Source organism: Streptomyces termitum (genome assembly GCF_014650175.1).
GTDB lineage: Bacteria > Actinomycetota > Actinomycetes > Streptomycetales > Streptomycetaceae > Streptomyces > Streptomyces termitum.
Genome location: NZ_BMUL01000020.1, coordinates 102,418 through 121,719, shown reverse-complemented (window position 1 = coordinate 121,719; position 19,302 = coordinate 102,418). Strand labels below are relative to the sequence as shown.

Below are 19,302 nucleotides of genomic sequence, written 5' to 3'. Positions count from 1 at the left end.
GACGACGGTGCCGTTGCAGTTCACCAGCACGAGCCCGTCGGGCAGGGCGTCGAGTATGGCTGCGAGGCGAGCAGCGCCTCGGGATGGCCTGCTGCTCACGACGACGTTTCCTCCCTGACGCCTGCATGTGACCACGGAATGTGCCCGTGGTGTGGGCCGCCCGGCATGTGCCACGGCGACCGGCCGGCCCCATCTTGCCCCTGGGGCGGCGGCCCTGTCACTGAGGGAGTCTAACGGCGCCCCCGGCCGTCAGCCCCGGACACCCGGAAGCAACGGCTCCGCGTTCTCCCAGCGGGCGATCTCACACCCGTCCGAACGGGAGAAACGGGCGTCGATCCGCCGCCCCTGCCAGGTGCCCGTCACCCGCGCCGTCACCGGCCCGCCGTACACCTGTGCGCACAGGCCGCCGGCCGGCACGGGGGCGAAGGGGTCCTTCCCCTCCCGCGCGAACCCGCCGAGCCGCTCGCACGCCCGCGCGGCGGCCGGATGGTCGCCCCCGGCCCGCGCGCCGTCACAGGTGAGCGTCCACGTCCCGTCGGCGTCCGGGCGCCCGCTCTTGGCGACGACCACCGTCAACGAGTCCGGCTGCGGCGCCGAGAGCAGGGGCAGCGGCGGCAGCGGCAGCGCGGCGGCGCTCCCGGCGGCGGTGGCCGCCGACGTCACGACGGCGGCGGCGAGGACGAGACTGCGCAACAGCATGGACATCTCCGGGAACGACGGACAGCGGACCGTGGACGGCGAACCTCGGGCGGCGCACGGAGCGCCCCCACCCCTCCTAACGCTGCGGACGGAAGGGCGTTGCGCAAGCCGGGTGCGCCGGGCGGGGAGGCTTTGCCCTGGCGCCCGTCCGCCTAGTACGGTGAAAGCGATTGGTGACAGGAGGCTCGCCTGTGTCATCATCTGCACGCACCCCGCGCAGGCGCGAGGTGCGAGGAGGCGTCGCCTAGTCCGGTCTATGGCGCCGCACTGCTAATGCGGTTTGGGGCTTACCCCCCATCGAGGGTTCAAATCCCTCCGCCTCCGCCCCCAGGAAGCCCCGGCCCCACAGGCCGGGGCTTCCGCCGTTCCCACGGCTTTCCCCCGTCCCGGCCTCTTGCGTCCCTCGCGCCCCTCCCCTTGCGCCCCCGCTGTGACCCCGGTCTCTTCCATCTCCCCAGGCCCCGCCCCCACCCCTGGAACCCCACCCTCCGCCCCTCCCCCGACTCCCTCCCCGCACGGCGTTTGCGCAGGTCAGGCGGGGTGGGGGAATCGGATTTCACATGACGGCGGCAGTCATGTAATGTTCTTCCTGTCGCCGGGAACGAAGCCGAAAGGCAGAGGGAACGAAGACAAGAAAAAAGAACAAGCACTCGTAGCTTAACGGATAGAGCATCTGACTACGGATCAGAAGGTTGCAGGTTCGAATCCTGCCGAGTGCACACAGATCAGAGGCCCCCTGGACATCGTCCAGGGGGCCTCTGGCATCAGCGGATGACATCAACGGGTTCATCGTCGGGTGCTTGCCTGGCTGGCACCCGCCAGGGGGGACAGCACATGGATGGTTGGATACCGCTCCTGTTGCCGCTTGCGTTCAGTGCTTGCGCGCTTCTGGTCGCTTTCGACTACCGAAACTTTGGCCTGAAGGTCTACGACCTGATGGCCCGGCGGTCCCCGGGGGGTGGTCTGGACCCAAGGTTCACCCCTGACGCGCTGAGAGTGCTTGCTGGTTTTCTCGGAGTGATCTTCCTGGTGGCCACCGGTGTCCAGATGATCGGCCTGCTCTAGGCCCTGTCCCGCGAAGACCCGCCGGACAGGACCTAGAGCAGGCCGATCAGAGAGCCGCTGCTGACGATCTCGCGGCGGTCGAGCATGCCCCGCACGTCGGCCGGCGGGATCCACTCGATCCGGTCCGACTCGTTCTTCTCGGTCGGCGGGCCTTCGCAGGTGGCCCCGTCGGCCCGGAAGACGTGGTGCTGGGAGTCGGTGATGCCGTTCGCCGCCTCGGCGTAGATCAACGGCTCGATGGGACCAGGGCGCCAGCCGGTCTCCTCCAGAACCTCACGAGCCGCCGCTTCAGCCGGCGTTTCGCCTTCCTCGACCAACCCCATGTGCCGGTTCGTGGGTGTGGGGTGCGCGGGCGGCTCGGGTGGGGCGCTTGCTTGGCCATCGGCGGAGCCCGGACGTCGGTTGGGTCCCGGACGCGTTCTCCGGGCCGCCCTCTGACAGACCGGGGATGCAGCCATTCCATGCGGAGCTGGATCCCCCGTGGCCGACCGCGCGTTCACGAGCCTAGGGGCGGGCACTGACAGCGGGCGGGCGTTGTCAGGGGCGGGGGGTGTGGGGTTTAGTGCAGGTGATCGTCTTTTTGGCCGAAAGTTGGGGGTAAAGGGCATGGCGCTCTTCGGGAACGCGCACGCGATCGATCCGGCGCAGGCGCAGCAGGACTACGCGCGGCTGCTCGGGGCGGGGGAGCAGGTGAACGCCGCGTACCTGCTGATCCGCGACGTCATCTTCTTCACGGACCGGCGGCTCGTGCTGGTCGACAAGCAGGGGATCACGGGCAAGAAGGTCGAGTACCACTCGATCCCGTACCGCAGCATCACGCACTTCGCCGTGGAGACGGCCGGCACGTTCGACCTCGACGCCGAGCTGAAGATCTGGATCTCGGGCCAGGCGCTGCCGGTCACCAAGACCTTCACCAAGGGCGTGGACATCTACGAGGTGCAGGCGATCCTCACCCAGTTCGTCGCCCGCTAGGCGCGAACGGGGGGAAAGAAAGGGGAAGGTTCCAGGTTTGCCTGGGGCCTTCCCCTTTTGGGTGAACTCGGCCGATGTGCATGTCAGTTGAATATGCCTTCGGCTTACCGTGCGGGTGGAGGTGATCATCGTTGAACGCGATCGACATCGATGACTTCGTACGGGCCGCGGCCGGACAGGGGCTGCGGCGGCTGGCGGCCGTCGACGGGGAGCACTGGTTCCCCCTCGTGGACGTGGCCCGCGGGCTCGGCTACGGGGAGCCGCGCGCGGCGCTGCGGAGCGTGGCCCTGCCGAGCCGCTGCCTGGCACCCGCCAGGGAACTGGCCCCCAGCCCCGGCATACTCGCGCGCAGCGGCATCCGCGGCACCGCCCGCATGGTGAGCCTCTCCGGGCTCGTGCAACTCGTCACCGCCTGCCGCAGGCCCGAGGCCGCGCCGTTCCGGGCCTGGGTGGGCGAGCTGGTCTCCGAGGTGCAGCGGCACGGCGGGTACGCGCTCGAACCCGCGCCCGCGCACGAGGGGTTCGTCCTCCCGCACGAGCTGGTCGACGTCCTCGTCCGGCTGGAGAGCCGGTTCGGCGACGGCGCCGGCTTCTTCGCCGACCACGCGGACTACGCCGAGCTGCTGCGGACCACCCGGAGCAGCCTCTCAAGGGTCGCCGACTCCCTTGAGCGGAGCTTCGCCGTGCCCCGGCAGCGCACCGGCGGCGGCCCCGCCCCGCTCAGCGCCCAGGAACTCGTCGCGTCCTGGGAGATCAGCGGCGACATGCGGGCCGTCGCCAGCTTCCTCGCCCCCGCCCTGGTCCGGGGCGGCGTCCGCTGCCGCCCCCAGGACGTCACCCGCCGCACCGGGCTCTCCGGCGACCGCGTCCAGGACTGCGTCCGGCTGCTGATCGAGCGGGGCTGCATGCGGGAGGTCGGCGACCCCGACCCGGACGGGACCCGGATCTACGTCCTACCGTGAGGCCGTGAGGCCGTGACGTCATGAGGGAGAGTGGGAGGGAGCGGGAAGGGGCGGGGCGCGCGTGTGGCGGAGCGGTGGGGTCGGATGGGACGGGGACCGGCCCGTCCTGCGGTGGTGGGGCGGCCGGACGAGCCCCCTCGGGTACGGGCGGCCGCTCGCCTTCCGGGCCGTGGGCGGCCGGGCGTGTGCCGGGGCGCGCGGGAACCCGTGCCCCGTGGCCGCCGCCGTCCCCGGCCGCTCCACCGGCGGGCTCTGCCCCGCCTGCACACGGCTCGACCGGGCCCACTCCGTCGCGGCCGACACCTTCACCGACGACCCCCGGCCCTACCGCGTCTACCTCGCCTGGTTCGGGCCCGGCACCGTCAAGGCCGGGATCACCGGTGAGCACCGGGGCTCCGCGCGCCTCCTGGAACAGGGGGCCGTCGCCTTCTGCTGGCTCGGCCGGGGGCCGCTGATGGCGGCCCGGCGGACCGAGGAGGTGCTGCGGCGGGCGCTCGGTGTGCCCGACCGGGTGCCGTACGAGCGGAAGCGGCTGCTGCGGCCCGGCCTGCCGGACGCCGGGGCGCGCGCCGCCGAGCTGGGAGAACTGCACGCGCGGGCCCTGGCGGTCGGCGGCTGGAGCGAGACGCTGGAGGCGCTGCCCTTCGTCCCGTACGACCACGGGGACGCCTTCGGGCTCGCCGGGCTGCCCCCGCTCGACGGGACCGTCACCGGACTCGTCGACGGCGGCGTCGTCACCGGGCGGCTGATCGCCGCCGCCGGACCCGACCTCCACCTGAGCGACCCCGCCGGGCGCCACCTCGTCCTCGACGGGCGGCTGCTCGGCGGCTGGGGCCTGGAGCGGGGCGGCGACGACGCCTGGAGCGTGCCGATCGGAGCCGTACCGGGGGAGGGGAGCGGCGGGAGCGAGCAGGAGGGACTGTTCTGACGGGGGGCGTGTGCGGGCTCGGCGGGTGGTCCGTGCGCGTTCGGGCCGGGGCCGGCGGGCTTCGTAAAGTCTTGGATCCCTTCTCCGGGGGCCGTGGACATCGGGCGCCGTGCCCGGCGAGGGTGGGCGCATGACCCAGAAGCTGGTGGCGGGCCTCGAACCGCCCTACTACACCGCTGTCTTCACCTCCCTGCGGCCCGACGCCCCCGAGGGGTACGCCGAGACCCTGGCCGATCTGCGCGAGCGGGTCGCCGCCGTCCCCGGCTTCCTCGGCTACGAGTCCGCCCGCACGCCCGGTGGCATCGGGATCACCGTCGCCTACTTCCGCGACCTGGAGGCGCTCGACGCCTGGCGGCTCGACGCGGCGCACACGGCGGCGAAGGAGCACGGGCGGGAGCACTGGTACGAGGCGTACAGCGTGCACATCGGGAAGGTCGAACGGAGCTATGGCTTTGCGCGCGGCTGAGGAGGCCGGAGCGGTGCGGGCGCTGACCGAGCGGCTCGGACTGCCCGGGCTCGTCGACGTCCACACCCACTTCATGCCGAAGAACGTCCTCGACAAGGTGTGGGCCTACTTCGACGCGGTCGGCCCGCTGACCGGCATGGAGTGGCCCATCACCTACCGCGAGGAGGAGGACCGGCGGGTCGAGCTGCTGCGCGGCTTCGGGGTGCGGGCCTTCACCGCCATGCTCTACCCGCACAAGCCCGGCATGGCCGCCTGGCTCAACGCCTGGGCCGCCGACTTCGCCGCCCGGACCCCCGACTGCCTGCACACCGCGACCTTCTTCCCCGAGCCCGGCGCCGACGGGCACGTGCGGGACGCGCTCTCCGGCGGGGCCCGGATCTTCAAGGCGCACCTCCAGGTCGGCGGGTACGACCCGAACGATCCGCTGCTCGACGGGGTGTGGGGGCTGCTCGCCGAGAGCGGGACCCCCGTCGTCGTGCACTGCGGCTCCGGGCCCGCGCCCGGCGCCTTCACCGGCCCCGGGCCGACCGGCCGGCTGCTCGCCCGCCACCCCCGGCTGCGGCTGGTCGTCGCGCACATGGGGATGCCGGAGTACGAGGACTTCCTCGGGCTCGCCGAGCGGTACGAGGGCGTGCACCTGGACACCACCATGGCGTTCACCGACTTCAGCGAGCGGCTCGCGCCCTTCCCGCCCGGTGCGCTCCCGCGCCTCGCCGCGCTCCGGGAGCGGATCCTGCTCGGTTCCGACTTCCCGAACATCCCGTACCCGTACCTCCACCAGCTCCAGGCCCTCGAAGGGCTCGGGCTCGGCGACGACTGGCTGCGGGCGGTCCTCCACGACAATGCCGCCGCGCTGTTTCACGTGAAACCGTGAAGCCGTGAAGAGGTGAAGCGGTGAGACCGTGCCACGGGGGGTGTTTCACGTGAAACGGGGCCCGGGGTGTGGTTTCACGTGAAACGCGCGAAACCGGACCCTGGTCCTGGCCCGCCGCTTTCTCAGGGAATTCACAGGAAAGCGCAAGGACCGTCTCAGCGGCGGCGGCGAGCGTGGCAGCATGACCGTCACCACTCGCAGCACTTCAGCCCGCCGCGGCACCCGCGCCGATCTGCTCCGTGCCGACGGCACCGCCGTCCGCGTCCTCGTCGTGGACGACGAGGCGTCCCTCTCCGAACTGCTCTCCATGGCCCTGCGCTACGAGGGCTGGCAGGTGCACAGCGCCGGTGACGGGGCCCACGCCCTGCGGGCCGTGCGTGAGTTCCGGCCCGACGTCGTGGTCCTGGACATCATGCTCCCGGACGTCGACGGGCTGAGCCTGCTCGGATCGATCCGGCGCGAGATGCCCGAGGTGCCGGTCCTCTTCCTGACGGCGAAGGACGCCGTCGAGGACCGGATCGCCGGACTCACCGCCGGTGGCGACGACTACGTGACCAAGCCGTTCAGCCTGGAGGAGGTCGTCGCCCGGCTGCGCGGTCTGATCCGGCGCTCCGGGGCCGCGCAGGCGCGCTCCGAGTCGGTGCTCCGGGTCGGCGACCTCACCCTCGACGAGGACAGCCACGAGGTCACCCGGGGTGGCGACTCGATCCACCTGACGGCGACCGAGTTCGAGCTGCTGCGCTACCTCATGCGCAACCCGCGCCGGGTGCTCAGCAAGGCGCAGATCCTGGACCGCGTGTGGTCGTACGACTTCGGCGGCCAGGCCAACGTCGTCGAGCTGTACATCTCCTACCTGCGGCGGAAGCTCGACGCGGGGCGCGCCCCGATGATCCACACCCGGCGGGGGGCCGGTTACCTCATCAAGCCGGGGGAGTAGCCGCCCGTGCCCCGCCCGTCGCTCCGCCGCGTCCGCCCGCCCTTCCGCCGCGCCCGCCCTTCCCCGCGCCGCGCCCGGCGGCCGTGGTCGCTGCGGACCCGGCTCGTGGTGTCGGCCGTCGCGCTGATCGCGGTCGTCGCGGCGGTCATCGGCACGGTCACCACCATCGCGTACCGCTCGTACCTCTACGACCGGGCGGACGAGCAGCTCACCGGGCTCGCCCTGCGGGCCTCCGGGCCGCCGGGGATGGGCTTCGGGCCCGGACCGGTCCGGCAGGACCGCGAACCCCTCGGCTTCCTCGTCACGCCCGGCTCCCCGATAGGGACCCTCGGCGCGGTCGTCGAGGACGGGGCCGTCACCGAGGCCGGGTACTCCACGGAGGTCGCCGGCACCGCCACGACGGACCGGCCCCGCTTCCCGGTCGAGGCGCTGGACGCGGCGCAGCGGACGGCGCTCGCCGCCGTGCCCCGCGACGGCCGGGCGCACACGGTGGAGCTGCCCGGCGGGCTCGGCTCGTACCGGGTCGTGCACACGGAGGGCGCCCACGGCGCGTACCTCACCGGCATCCCGCTCACCGAGGTGGAGAACGCCCTCTCCACCCTCGTCCTGGTCGAACTGAGCCTCACCCTCGCCTCGCTGGCCGCCGCCTCGCTCGCCGGGACGGTGCTGGTGCGGATCGCGCTGCGGCCGCTGCGTCGGGTCGCCGCCACCGCCGCGCAGGTCGCCCGGCTGCCGCTGCACAGCGGCGAGGTGGCCCTGCACCAGCGGGTCCCGGAGGCGGAGGCCGACCCGCGGACCGAGGTGGGGCAGGTCGGCGCCGCCCTCAACCGGATGCTCGACCACGTCCACGACGCCCTCGACGCCCGGCAGCGGAGCGAGACCCGGGTCCGGCAGTTCGTCGCCGACGCCAGCCACGAGCTGCGCACCCCGCTCGCCTCCATCCGCGGCTACGCGGAACTGACCCGGCGCGGCGGGGAGGAGTGCGGGCCCGACACCCGGCACGCGCTGGGCCGGATCGAGTCCGAGGCCACCCGGATGACCGGCCTGGTCGAGGACCTGCTGCTGCTCGCCCGGCTCGACGCCGGGCGCCCGCTCGCGGACGACCCGGTGGACCTGGTCCCGCTGGTCGTGGACGCCGTCGGGGACGCCCGCGCGGCCGGGCCCGGCCACCACTGGCGGCTCGAACTGCCCCCGGACGGGCGGGAGGCGGCCGTACGGGGCGACGCGGCCCGGCTCCAGCAGGTGCTGGTCAACCTGCTCGCCAACGCCCGGACCCACACCCCGCCCGGTACCACCGTCACCGCCCGGGTGCGCGGCGGGGCCCGCGCCGTCGTCGAGGTCGAGGACGACGGGCCCGGCATCCCGCCGGACCTGCTGCCCGCCGTCTTCGAACGGTTCGCGCGCGGCGACGCCTCCCGCTCCCGGCAGGCCGGCTCCACCGGCCTCGGCCTCGCCATCGTGCGGGCCGTCGCCACCGCCCACGGGGGTGAGGTGACCGTCGAGTCGGCCCCCGGCCGGACGGTCTTCCGGATGCGGATGCCCGGAGCGGCCACGGCCCCCCGGCCGGACTCACAGGCGGGCCACAGGCTGATCACACAGCCGTGACAGCGGGCCCGGCGAGGGTCGTGGACATGCGAACCCACACCCTCGCGGGGCCCGCGACGCAGGCCCCCGGAGCCCTCCCCGCCCGGGAGCACCTGCCGGTGGGAGGCGCCGGACGGCCCGTCCTGGACGTGGTGATCCCCGTCTACAACGAGGAGAAGGACCTGGAGCCGTGCGTCCGCAGGCTCCACGCGCACCTCACGCGCACCTTCCCGTACGGCTTCCGCGTCACCGTCGCCGACAACGCCTCCACCGACACCACCCCCGACGTCGCCGCGGCGCTCGCCGCCGACCTGCCCGGGGTGCGCTCCGTCCGGCTCGAACAGAAGGGGCGCGGCCGGGCGCTGCGGACCGTCTGGTCGGCCTCCGACGCGCCCGTCCTCGCCTACATGGACGTGGACCTGTCCACCGACCTCAACGCGCTGCTGCCGCTGGTCGCCCCGCTGATCTCCGGCCACTCCGACCTGGCGATAGGCTCCCGGCTCGCCCGCTCCTCGCGGGTGGTGCGCGGGCCCAAGCGGGAGTTCATCAGCCGCGCCTACAACCTGATCCTGCGCGGTTCGCTCGCCGCCCGCTTCTCCGACGCCCAGTGCGGTTTCAAGGCGATCCGGCGCGAGGTCGCCGAGCGGCTGCTGCCGATGGTCGAGGACTCCGGCTGGTTCTTCGACACCGAGATGCTGGTGCTCGCCGAGCGGGCCGGGCTGCGGATCCACGAGGTGCCGGTCGACTGGGTCGACGACCCCGACTCGACCGTGCACCTGGTGCGCACCGCCACCGACGACCTGAAGGGCGTGTGGCGGGTCGGCCGGGCGCTGGCGACGGGGTCGCTGCCGCTGGACCGGCTGGCCCGGCCGTTCGGCGACGACCCGCGCGACCGCGAACTGCCCGGCGTCCCCGGCGGGCTCGCCCGCCAGCTCGTCGGCTTCTGCGTCGTCGGCGTCCTCTCCACCCTCTTCTACCTGGCGCTGTACTCGCTGTTCCGGCTCGGCGCGGGCGCCCAGGTCGCCAACGCCGCCGCGCTGCTGGTCTCCGCCGTCGCCAACACGGCCGCCAACCGGCGGCTCACCTTCGGGGTGCGCGGCCGGGACCGGGCCGTGCGCCACCAGGCGCAGGGGCTGGTGGTCTTCGCCATCGGCCTCGCCCTGACCAGCGGTTCGCTCGCCGCCCTCGGCGCGGCGAGCGGCGACCCGGCGCACTCCACCGAACTGGCCGTGCTCGTCGTCGCCAACCTCGCCGCGACCGTCCTGCGCTTCCTGCTGTTCCGGCTCTGGGTCTTCCCGGAGCGCCGCCACTCCACGGGGGACTCCCGATGACCTCACCCACCCTCCCCGCGAGCCCGGCCCCGGCCCCGGCCCCGGACCCGGTGCCGGTCCCGAGCGCGGGCCGGTTCGCCCGGCTCCGGCGGGGCCGGCCCGAGGACGCGCCCTGGGTCCGCCCGGCCTTCCTGGCGCTGCTCGCCGCCACCACCGCGCTCTACCTGTGGAACCTGAGCGCCTCCGGCTACGCCAACTCCTTCTATTCGGCGGCCGTCCAGGCGGGCGGCGAGAGCTGGAAGGCGTTCTTCTTCGGCTCGCTCGACGCGGCCAACGCCATCACCGTCGACAAGCCGCCGGCCGCGCTCTGGCCGATGGCGCTCTCCGTCCGCCTCTTCGGCCTCGGCTCCTGGCAGATCCTGCTGCCCGAGGTGCTGATGGCCACGGCCACGGTCGCCGTGCTGTACGGGGCCGTCCGCCGCCGCTTCGGGGCGGGCGCCGGCCTGATCGCGGGCACGGTCCTCGCGCTCACCCCGGTCGCCGCGCTGATGTTCCGCTTCAACAACCCGGACGCGCTCCTCGCGCTGCTGATGACGGTGGCCGTGTACGCCGTGCTGCGGGCCCTGGAGAGCGCCGAGGACGGTACGAAGTGGCTGGCGGCGGCCGGGGCCGCGTTCGGTCTCGCGTTCCTGACGAAGACCCTCCAGGCGTTCCTGATCCTGCCGCCGCTCGCCGTCGTGTACGCGGTCTGCGCGCCGGTCCGGCCGCTGCGCCGGTGCGGTCAGCTGGCCCTCGCCGGGCTGGTGCTGCTGGTCTCCGGCGGCTGGTGGGTGGCGCTCGTCGAACTGTGGCCGGCGGACTCGCGGCCGTACGTCGGCGGCTCGCAGGACAACAGCTTCCTGGAGCTGACCTTCGGCTACAACGGCCTCGGCCGCATCAACGGCGACGAGGTCGGCAGCGTCGGCGGCGGGGGCGGACCCGGCGGCGGACAGGGCGGCCGCTGGGGCGAGACCGGCCTGCTGCGCATGTTCAACGACTCGGTCGGCGGCCAGATCTCCTGGCTGCTCCCGGCCGCGCTGGTCCTGCTCGCCGCCGGACTGGTCGTCACCCGCCGGGCGCCGCGCACGGACACCGCACGGGCCGCGTTCCTGCTGTGGGGCGGCTCGCTGCTGATGACGCTGGGCGTCTTCAGCTTCATGGCCGGCATCTTCCACGAGTACTACACGGTCGCCCTGGCCCCGTACCTCGCCGCCCTCGTCGGCATGGGCGCGTCGGTGCTGTGGGAGGAGCGGACCCGGTTCGCCGCCTCGGCGACGCTGGCGGTCGCCGCCGGGGTCACCGCGTGGTGGGGCTGGGAGCTGCTGGGCCGTACGCCGGACTGGTTGCCGTGGCTGCGCTGGGCGGTGCTCGGCGCGGGTGCGGCGGGCGCGCTGGGACTCCTTGCGGCGGGCCGCGTCGACCGGCGCCTCGGGCTCGCCGCCGCCGGGCTCGGTCTGGCGGCGGGACTCGCGGGACCGTTCGCGTACACGCTGGAGACGCTCTCCACCGGCCACCAGGGCTCGATCGTCACGGCGGGCCCGGCGGGCGGCTTCGGCGGCCGGGGTCCGGGCGGCGGCTTCCCCGGCGGCGGCCCGCGCCCGGAGGGCGCGGGGCCGGACGGCCGGGGCGGCACGGCGATGCAGCCGCCGAACGGCTTCCCGAACGGTTTCCCCGGCGGCGGCCGGACGCCGGGCCAGGGCCAGAACCCGCAGCCGGGCCAGAACCCCCAGCAAGGCGGGAACCAGCAGCAGCCCCTCACCGGCTTCCCCGGTTCCGGCGGCGAAGGCGGCCGAGGCGGTATGGGCGGTGGCGGCATGGGCGGTCTGCTCAACGGCGCCAGTGTCGGTGCGGAGGCGAAGGCGAAGCTGCTTCGGGACGCCGACGCGTACACCTGGGCCGCCGCCACGATCGGCTCGCAGAACGCGGCCAGTTACCAGCTCGCCACCGAGAAGCCGGTGATGGCGATCGGCGGCTTCAACGGCAGCGACCCGTCCCCGACCCTCGACCAGTTCAAGCGGTACGTCGCCGAAGGAAAGATCCACTACTTCATCGGAAACGGAACCGGAACCGGAAGCGGAACCGGAGACGGCGGCACGGGCGGCGGCAGGAACGGCGGCACGGCCACCGGCCCCGGCGGCTTCGGCGGCCCCGGCGGCGGCAACTCCGCGATCAGCGACTGGGTGCGGGAGAACTTCGCCTCCACCACGGTCGGCGGAGCCGTCTTCTACGACCTGACCAGCCCCCTCGCCGCCCGGCGCTGAAAAGCGCTGTACCGCGCGAGGGCCCCCTTGTACGGTGTACGAGCTTCCGCCTCGTACACCGTATAAGGAGCTGCTCATGACGGCCACCGGCGGCCATCCCCAGCGCTGGCTGATCCTCGGCGTCATCTGTCTCGCCCAGCTCACCGTGCTGCTCGACAACACCGTCCTCAGCGTCGCCATCCCCTCGCTGACCACGGAGCTGCACGCCTCCACCAGCGACATCCAGTGGATGATCAACGCCTACTCGCTCGTCCAGTCCGGCCTGCTCCTGACGGCGGGCAACGCGGCCGACCGCTACGGCCGCAAGAAGCTGCTCGCCGCAGGACTCGCCCTCTTCGGCCTCGGCTCGCTCGCCGCAGGACTGGCCGGCTCCACCGCCCAGCTCATCGCCGCCCGCGCGGGCATGGGCGTCGGCGGCGCGCTCCTGATGACCACCACCCTCGCCGTCGTCATGCAGATCTTCGACGACTCCGAGCGGGTGAAGGCGATCGCGCTCTGGGCCACCGTCAGCTCGTTCGGCTTCGCCGCGGGACCGCTGATCGGCGGCGTGATCCTCAACCACTTCTGGTGGGGGATGATCTTCCTCGTCAACATCCCGGTGGCCGTGATCGGCCTGGTCGCCGTCCTCAAACTGGTCCCCGAGTCCAAGAATCCTCCCCCAAGCTCTCAACTTCGTTCGAGCAGGGGGGACCCCCAGGGTGAACGCCCCGACCTGATGGGCGCGCTGCTCTCCACGATCGGCATGACCGCCGCCGTGTACGCGATCATCACCGGCCCGGAGCACGGCTGGACCTCCGCCCAGGTGCTGGTCCCGGCCGCGATCGGCGTCCTGGTGCTCGGCGCCTTCGCCCTGTGGGAGCTGCGCGTCCCGCATCCGATGCTGGACATGCACTTCTTCCGCAACCAGAAGTTCGTGGGCGCGGTCGCGGGCGCCATCCTGGTGGTGTTCGGGATGGGCGGTTCGCTGTTCCTGCTCACCCAGCACCTCCAGTTCGTCCTCGGCTACGAGCCGCTGGAGGCGGGCCTGCGGATGGCGCCGCTCGCGCTGACCGTCGTCGTCCTCAACCTCAGCGGCATCGGCCCGCGGATCGTGATGAGGCTCGGCACCGCGCTCACCGTCGCCGTCGGCATGGCCCTGGTCGCGGCCGGTCTCGCCGCGATCGCCCTGCTCGGCGGCGGCACCGACGGCTCGTACGGCGGCATGCTGCTCGGCCTGGTCCTGATGGGCACCGGCCTCGCGGTCTCCAACCCGGCCATGGCCAACGCGATCATGTCCGCGATCCCGCCGGAGAAGGCCGGGGTGGGCGCGGGCGTCAACGGCACCCTCGCGGAGTTTGGCAACGGCCTCGGCGTCGCCGTCCTCGGCGCGGTCCTCAACGCCCGCTTCGCCGCGCTCGTCGCCGTCACCGCGACCTCCTTCCCGGCGGCCCTCGCCGCGGCCGGCGGCGACGCCGAGCGGGCGGCGATCTCCGACGCCTTCGCCTCCGGGCTCCGGACCAGCCAGCTCGTCGGCGCCGTCGCGGTCCTCGCGGGCGGCCTCCTCGCCGCCGCGCTGCTGCGCCGGGCCGAGCGGGCGGAGCGGTCCGCCGCACCGGAACCGGTGGCCGCCTAGGCCGTGTCCGGCGGATCTTCGCGGGCCCGCGACGCCTGGCACGCCCTCTCGCCGCACGCCCGGATCGCCCGAGTACGTCCAGTACGAGGGCGACCCGGGCGCACGCCGAGAGAACGCACCGGACGCCGCGGGCTGATCCACGAAGATCCGCCGGACAGGACCCAGGCCGCGCACCCCGGGCGCACGGCGGGATGTTCCGGACGCGACCTAGCATGGTCACCAGCGGTGACGGACGGAGGGCGACCATGGTCAAGGCGGCGGAACGGGCCAAGAACCCGGCGGGCTCCAGCGTCTGGCTGGAGCACCGCGCCCCCCGCGGCGGTGGCGGCCCGACCGGGCTCGACCGGGACCGGATCGTCGCCGCCTCGGTGCGGATGCTCGACGAGGGCGGGCTGGCGAAGCTGTCCATGCGGCGGCTCGCGGCCGAGCTGGGCGTCACCGCGATGTCCCTGTACTGGTACGTGGACACCAAGGACGACATCATCGAGTACGCCCTCGACACGGCGTACGGGGAGGTCGACCTGGCCGCCGTCGACGCGGCCGCCGACTGGCGGGCGCGCGTCCGGATCCTCGCCCGCCAGTACCGCGCGATGCTGGTCCGCCACCCGTGGATATCGCCGTGCGCCGGCTCGTACCTCAACGTCGGGCCGTACGCCATCGCCGTCGGCACCAAGATCCAGGAGGCGGTCCGCGCCACCGGCCTGCCGCTGCACCGGCAGCCGAGCGCGACCTCGGCCGTCTTCCAGTTCGTGTACGGCTACGGGACGATCGAGGCGCAGTTCGGGCGGCGGGCCGCCGAGGTCGGGATGTCCCAGGACGACTTCTACGACGCCTCGATCCGGGCCTTCCGCGAGGAGCCGCGGTTCGCGGCGGCGCTGGAGCCGATGACGGAGATCCTGGACGAGCGGGCCACGCACGGCGCCGTCGCCGACATCTGGGAGCGGGACTTCGACTACGCCCTGGACATCCTGATCGCGGGCATCGAGGCGATGGTGGCCCGGGAGGCCGGTACGCCCTCCGGCGGCGGCCGGGGATGACAGGGCGGAGCGGCGGGCCGTCCCCTGCCCGCCGCTCCGTGGTGACCCGGCCGCGCCTCCGCTCGAAGCACGGCCGGGAGTCTTTCCCGTGTTCCCGGGGACGTACCCCGGGACGGTGTTACTTCTTGTCGCCCGTCACCGTGCTGCTCTTGAGGGCGACCTCCTTGATGAAGAGCGTCACCACGAAGGCGAGCAGCGCGAACGGCGCCGAGTAGAGGAAGACGTCGCCGACGCCGTGCCCGTACGCGCTCTCGAAGACGGTCCGGATCGGTCCGGGCAGCGTGTCCATGTCGGGGATGCCGCCGCCGGCACCGCTCTGCTGCATCGCCTTCGCGGCGTCCGGGCCGAGGGCGGTGATGCCCTCCTTGACGTAGCTCGTGACCCGGTGGGCCATGATCGCGCCGAGCGCCGAGACGCCGATCGCGCCGCCGAGGGAGCGGAAGAAGGCGACGGTGGAGGAGGCGGCGCCGAGGTCGGAGGGGTCGACCTGGTTCTGGGTGCAGAGCACGAGGTTCTGCATCATCATGCCGATGCCCAGGCCGAGGACGGCCATGAAGAGGGCGATGTGCCAGTACTCCGTGTCGTACCGGATGGTGCCGAGGAGGCCGAGGCCGCCGGCGGCGAGGGCGCCGCCGCTGACCAGCCACGCCTTCCAGCGGCCGGTCTTGGTGATGACCTGGCCGGAGACGGTCGAGGAGACGAAGAGACCGGCGATCATCGGGATGGTGAGGACGCCGGACATGGTCGGCGACTCGTTGCGGGCCAGCTGGAAGTACTGGCTGAAGAAGACCGTGCCCGCGAACATCGCGACGCCGACGAAGAGCGAGGCGAGCGAGGCGAGGGTGATGGTCCGGTTGCGGAACAGGCGCAGCGGGATGATCGGCTCGGCCGCCCGGGACTCGACGAGGACGAAGACCGCGCCGAGCAGGACCGATCCGCCGACCATGGCGGCGGTCTGCCAGGACATCCAGTCGTACTTGTCGCCGGCGAAGGTGACCCAGACGAGGAGCAGCGAGACGGCGGCGCTGATGAAGAAGGCGCCGGCCCAGTCGACCTTGACCTCGCGCTTCACGACGGGCAGCTTGAGGGTCTTCTGGAGGACCAGCAGGGCGATGATCGCGAACGGCACGCCGACGTAGAAGCACCAGCGCCAGCCGAGCCACTCGGTGTCGGTGATGACGCCGCCGAGCAGCGGGCCGCCGACGGTGGCGACGGCGAAGACCGCGCCGAGGTAGCCGCTGTAGCGGCCGCGCTCGCGGGGGGCGATCATCGCGGCCAGGATGACCTGCGAGAGGGCGGTGAGGCCGCCGACGCCGACGCCCTGGACGACGCGGCAGGCGATGAGCATGCCGGTGGACTGGGAGAGACCGGCGACGACCGAGCCCGCGACGTAGATGACCAGGGCTATCTGGACCAGCAGCTTCTTGGAGAAGAGGTCGGCCAGCTTGCCCCAGAGCGGGGTGGTGGCGGTCATCGCGAGCAGGGACGCGGTGACGACCCAGGTGTAGGCGGACTGGCCGCCGCCCAGGTCGGTGATGATCTGCGGGAGGGCGTTCGAGACGATCGTCGAGGACAGGATGGCGACGAACATGCCGAGCAGCAGCCCGGAGAGCGCCTCCATGATCTGACGGTGTGTCATCGGAGCGCCGGAGCCTCCGGTTTCGGCCGAGGCGCTCCGCACACCGGTGTCAGGTGTGGTCGTTGCCATGAAATTCCTCTGTTTTCCAGCGAGTTCGGGCGCCGGTGGGCGTCCGGGTGCGGTTCAGGCGTGGGTGGCCCGGCAGTCCCCGAAGGAGTCGCGGAGTCGGGCGAGCAGGGTGGTGAGCCGGTCGACGTCGTCGTCGGACCATTCCGCGAGGTGGCGGGTGAAGGCATCGGTGACGCGCCGGTCCAGCTCGGTGAGCATCGCGAGGCCGTCGGGGGTGAGGCGCAGGATGCGGGAGCGGCCGTCGTCGGGGTCGGGCAGGCGCTCGACCCAGCCGCGCTCGACGGTGTGGGCCGCGTGCCGGCTGCACACCGACATGTCCACGGACATGAGCTCGGCCAGCCGCCCCATCCGCATGTCGCCGTGGTGCTTGAGCAGCGCGAGCACGGCGGCGGAGGCGCCCTGGCAGTCGACGGGCAGGACGCGGGCGAGTCCGCGTTTCACGGCGCCGAACGCGCTCACCGCGCGGGCGAGCTCCTCGTACCGGTTCCGCGGCTCCATCGCGAGCCCCCCGTCCGTCTCTCTCATCCAGTTTGTTGCTTAGGGCAACCATAGAGATGGATGGTTGCTCCAGGCAAACTAAATCGGTCAAACAGTGCTAAAGAATCGGCAAAGGCGGGCTGTGGCGACGGCCGTACGGGACCGGAGCGGCGTACGGGACTCCCGCGGCCCCCGGGGCTTGGGCCCCTCGGACCGCTTTCGCTAGGGTCCGGCTCATGGCACACAACCCGCAAGCACCGTACGGCCAGGGCGGACAGGCCCCCGAGGGCGGTTACGACCCCGCCGGCAGCACCCAGATGTTCCGCGCCTTCGTCGACGAGGGCACCCCGCAGCACCAGCCGCAGCAGCCCGCCGCGGCCGCCCGCGGTCCCAAGGCCGGTGTGATCGTCGGCGTCGTCGCCGCGCTCGCCGTCCTCGCGGTGGTCATCTGGCTCGCCGTCTGACCCCCTGATCCCCTTTCTTCTCCTTCCCCCCTCCTTCTTCCGTCCCCCACTCCCCGCGCGCCGAGGCCGGACCCGTTCCCACGGGTCCGGCCTCGGCGCCGTCGGGTCACTTCCAGTCGGCGGTCACCGCGCGGGTCTCCACCCGCATCCCCAGCGGCACCCGCCAGGACTCGACGCAGACCGTGTACGTACGGGTCCGCGTGGCGCCCGCCGGGATCGGGGCCGGCAGCGGCTGGGAGGTGGTGACCGTGCCCCAGTCCAGGCCGAGCGCGCCGATGAGGTGGGTGGCGAAGGTGGCCCGGCCGGAGGCGGCGGGGGAGCCGCCGGTGTTCCGGAAGGTCACCGTGACCCGCTCGCACCAGCGCTGGTCGGCGTCGGCGGTGACCGGGGCGGAGACGGTGAGTAGGGCCGGGCCCGGGGTGGTGGCCGGGGGTCGCGAGGGGGTGCCCGGGGTGGTGGCCGGCGGCCGGGACGGGGTGCCGGGCGCGGAGGTGCCGGGGCCCGGGGCCGGGGTGGTGCGGGACGGGGCGGGCCCGCCGCCGGAGCCCGTACCGCCGGAGCCGCCGGACGCGCCGCTTCCCGCGCCGTCGGAACCCGGCCCGGAGGCGGAGCCCGTACGGTCGGCGGGGTCCCGGCCCGGGGACGGCGCGCCGGACGTGCCGGTCGCCCCGGGGGACGCCGTCGGCGCGGGGCCCGGGGGCGGGGAGGAGGTGCTGGAGGTGGTGCCGCTCGCGGTGGGGGAGTCCAGCGGGACCAGCGTGACCGCGCCCGAGGGGCCGACCGCGCCGCCGGGCGAGGGCCCGGCGCCGACCGCCGTGAACCCTCCGCCGTCCCCGCCGCCGCAGGCGGTGAGCGCTCCGCCGAGGCAGAGCGCCACCGCCGCGAGTACCGGCTGCTTCCTTCGCCTCATGCGCCCCAGTCTGGCTGACGGGCAGTCAAGCCGGGGCGGATTCGGGGAAGTCAGTCGGAGATCAGGCCCTCGCGGAGCTGCGCGAGGGTCCGGGTGAGCAGCCGGGAGACGTGCATCTGGGAGATGCCGACCTCCTCGCCGATCTGCGACTGGGTCATGTTCGCGAAGAACCGGAGCATGATGATCTGCCGCTCCCGGGGCGGGAGTTTGGCGAGCAGCGGCTTGAGCGACTCGCGGTACTCGACGCCCTCCAGGGCGGTGTCCTCGTAGCCGAGGCGGTCCGCGAGGGAGCCCTCGCCGCCGTCGTCCTCCGGGGAGGGCGAGTCGAGCGAGGAGGCGGTGTACGCGTTGCCGACCGCGAGGCCGTCGACGACGTCCTCCTCCGACACCCCGAGCACGGCGGCGAGTTCGGGCACGGTCGGGGAGCGGTCGAGCTTCTGGGCGAGCTCGTCGCTGGCCTTGGTGAGGGCGAGGCGCAGCTCCTGGAGCCGGCGCGGCACCCGCACCGACCACGAGGTGTCGCGGAAGAAGCGCTTGATCTCGCCGACGACGGTCGGCATCGCGAACGTCGGGAACTCCACGCCCCGTTCGCAGTCGAAGCGGTCGATCGCCTTGATCAGGCCGATGGTGCCGACCTGGACGATGTCCTCCATCGGCTCGTTGCGCGAGCGGAAGCGGGCCGCCGCGTACCGCACGAGGGGGAGGTTCAGTTCGATGAGGGTGTCGCGGACGTAGGTCCGCTCCGGGCTGTCCGAGGCCGCGCCCGCGGAGTCCAGGGCGCGCAGCCGCAGGAAGAGGGAGCGGGAGAGGGTCCGGGTGTCGAGGTTCCCCGACGCGACGGGGGGCGCCGGGGCCGGGATCGCCGGCAGCGCCCCGCTCTCGGCCGAGGTCGCCGCGGTCGTCTGCGCGGGCACCGGGCCGGGCGCGAGGACCGGAACGGGCGTGAGCGTGAGCATCTTCGAGCTGCCCTGGTCTGCGGACATGCCACCCCCTGGAGGTCGCGGACGGTCGCGGTGGGCCGCGACCATCGGAGGAA

18 protein-coding genes, 2 tRNA genes and 2 pseudogenes are annotated in these 19,302 nt (G+C 73.3%); 15 read left to right on the top strand and 7 right to left on the bottom strand.

What is annotated here, in order from left to right:
• Both IE219_RS32670 and IE219_RS28365 read right to left on the bottom strand, forming a co-directional pair.
• Window positions 1-99: PAS domain-containing protein (locus IE219_RS32670; protein ID WP_506004934.1), on the bottom strand; the 99-nt coding region annotated here is incomplete at its 3' end.
• Window positions 100-249: 150 nt separating this feature from the next.
• A complete protein-coding gene (locus IE219_RS28365) occupies window positions 250-696 on the bottom strand; it encodes an SSI family serine proteinase inhibitor (protein WP_373298905.1) in 447 nt (148 codons plus the stop codon).
• A gap of 236 nt (window positions 697-932) precedes the next feature.
• On the opposite strand from IE219_RS28365, the gene IE219_RS28360 reads away from it, so the two are divergent.
• From IE219_RS28360 to IE219_RS28350, 3 genes are all read left to right on the top strand, one after another.
• Window positions 933-1,023, top strand: a tRNA-Ser gene (locus IE219_RS28360).
• Window positions 1,024-1,345: 322 nt separating this feature from the next.
• A tRNA-Arg gene (locus tag IE219_RS28355) sits at window positions 1,346-1,418 on the top strand.
• A gap of 115 nt (window positions 1,419-1,533) precedes the next feature.
• Window positions 1,534-1,764, top strand: coding sequence for a hypothetical protein (locus IE219_RS28350; RefSeq protein WP_189982612.1), 231 nt, complete (start codon window positions 1,534-1,536; stop codon window positions 1,762-1,764).
• Window positions 1,765-1,796: 32 nt separating this feature from the next.
• On the opposite strand, the pseudogene IE219_RS28345 reads toward IE219_RS28350, so the two are convergent.
• Window positions 1,797-2,087 (bottom strand): annotated as a pseudogene (locus IE219_RS28345) (NUDIX hydrolase); the annotation flags it as partial.
• 283 nt (window positions 2,088-2,370) lie between these two features.
• On the opposite strand from IE219_RS28345, the gene IE219_RS28340 reads away from it, so the two are divergent.
• The 11 genes from IE219_RS28340 (at window position 2,371) to IE219_RS28290 (ending at window position 14,707) form a co-directional block, all read left to right on the top strand.
• Entirely contained in the window at window positions 2,371-2,736 is a 366-nt protein-coding gene (locus IE219_RS28340; protein ID WP_189982610.1) for a PH domain-containing protein, read from the top strand.
• A gap of 131 nt (window positions 2,737-2,867) precedes the next feature.
• Window positions 2,868-3,698, top strand: coding sequence for a BRO-N domain-containing protein (locus IE219_RS28335; RefSeq protein WP_189982608.1), 831 nt, complete (start codon window positions 2,868-2,870; stop codon window positions 3,696-3,698).
• Between the two features lie 214 nt (window positions 3,699-3,912).
• On the top strand, window positions 3,913-4,626 hold the full coding sequence (locus IE219_RS28330; RefSeq protein ID WP_373298903.1) for a DUF2797 domain-containing protein: 714 nt from the start codon (window positions 3,913-3,915) through the stop codon (window positions 4,624-4,626).
• A gap of 130 nt (window positions 4,627-4,756) precedes the next feature.
• Window positions 4,757-5,092 carry an antibiotic biosynthesis monooxygenase family protein gene (locus IE219_RS28325; protein WP_189982604.1) on the top strand — a complete coding sequence of 112 codons (336 nt, stop codon included), beginning with the start codon at window positions 4,757-4,759 and terminating at the stop codon, window positions 5,090-5,092.
• Window positions 5,073-5,966 (top strand): amidohydrolase family protein, encoded by an 894-nt coding sequence (locus IE219_RS28320; RefSeq protein ID WP_189982601.1) that lies wholly within the window; start codon window positions 5,073-5,075, stop codon window positions 5,964-5,966. The genes IE219_RS28325 and IE219_RS28320 overlap by 20 nt, the downstream gene beginning before the upstream one ends.
• Before the next feature lie 181 nt (window positions 5,967-6,147).
• Window positions 6,148-6,903, top strand: coding sequence for a response regulator transcription factor (locus tag IE219_RS28315; protein WP_229850102.1), 756 nt, complete (start codon window positions 6,148-6,150; stop codon window positions 6,901-6,903).
• Window positions 6,904-6,993: 90 nt separating this feature from the next.
• Entirely contained in the window at window positions 6,994-8,508 is a 1,515-nt protein-coding gene (locus tag IE219_RS28310; RefSeq protein ID WP_229850114.1) for a sensor histidine kinase, read from the top strand.
• 26 nt (window positions 8,509-8,534) lie between these two features.
• A complete protein-coding gene (locus IE219_RS28305; protein WP_229850100.1) occupies window positions 8,535-9,818 on the top strand; it encodes a bifunctional glycosyltransferase family 2/GtrA family protein in 1,284 nt (427 codons plus the stop codon).
• Window positions 9,815-12,058, top strand: coding sequence for an ArnT family glycosyltransferase (locus IE219_RS28300; protein ID WP_189982597.1), 2,244 nt, complete (start codon window positions 9,815-9,817; stop codon window positions 12,056-12,058). The genes IE219_RS28305 and IE219_RS28300 overlap by 4 nt, the downstream gene beginning before the upstream one ends.
• A gap of 76 nt (window positions 12,059-12,134) precedes the next feature.
• Window positions 12,135-13,670, top strand: a complete 1,536-nt coding sequence (locus IE219_RS28295) for an MFS transporter (protein WP_189982595.1) — start codon at window positions 12,135-12,137, stop codon at window positions 13,668-13,670.
• A gap of 245 nt (window positions 13,671-13,915) precedes the next feature.
• On the top strand, window positions 13,916-14,707 hold the full coding sequence (locus tag IE219_RS28290; protein WP_189982593.1) for a TetR/AcrR family transcriptional regulator: 792 nt from the start codon (window positions 13,916-13,918) through the stop codon (window positions 14,705-14,707).
• 145 nt (window positions 14,708-14,852) lie between these two features.
• Here IE219_RS28290 and IE219_RS28285 read toward each other — a convergent pair.
• Both IE219_RS28285 and IE219_RS28280 read right to left on the bottom strand, forming a co-directional pair.
• Window positions 14,853-16,346: pseudogene (locus IE219_RS28285) on the bottom strand (MDR family MFS transporter); the annotation flags it as partial.
• A 123-nt stretch (window positions 16,347-16,469) separates the two neighbouring features.
• Window positions 16,470-16,913, bottom strand: coding sequence for a MarR family winged helix-turn-helix transcriptional regulator (locus tag IE219_RS28280; RefSeq protein ID WP_189982632.1), 444 nt, complete (start codon window positions 16,911-16,913; stop codon window positions 16,470-16,472).
• Window positions 16,914-17,128: 215 nt separating this feature from the next.
• On the opposite strand from IE219_RS28280, the gene IE219_RS28275 reads away from it, so the two are divergent.
• Window positions 17,129-17,356, top strand: coding sequence for a hypothetical protein (locus tag IE219_RS28275; RefSeq protein ID WP_189982589.1), 228 nt, complete (start codon window positions 17,129-17,131; stop codon window positions 17,354-17,356).
• 106 nt (window positions 17,357-17,462) lie between these two features.
• Here IE219_RS28275 and IE219_RS28270 read toward each other — a convergent pair whose 3' ends face one another.
• Window positions 17,463-18,266, bottom strand: a complete 804-nt coding sequence (locus IE219_RS28270) for a hypothetical protein (RefSeq protein ID WP_229850116.1) — start codon at window positions 18,264-18,266, stop codon at window positions 17,463-17,465.
• Between the two features lie 50 nt (window positions 18,267-18,316).
• Window positions 18,317-19,249 (bottom strand): RNA polymerase sigma factor SigF, encoded by a 933-nt coding sequence (locus IE219_RS28265; protein ID WP_189982587.1) that lies wholly within the window; start codon window positions 19,247-19,249, stop codon window positions 18,317-18,319.
• Between the last annotated feature and the right edge of the window lie 53 nt (window positions 19,250-19,302).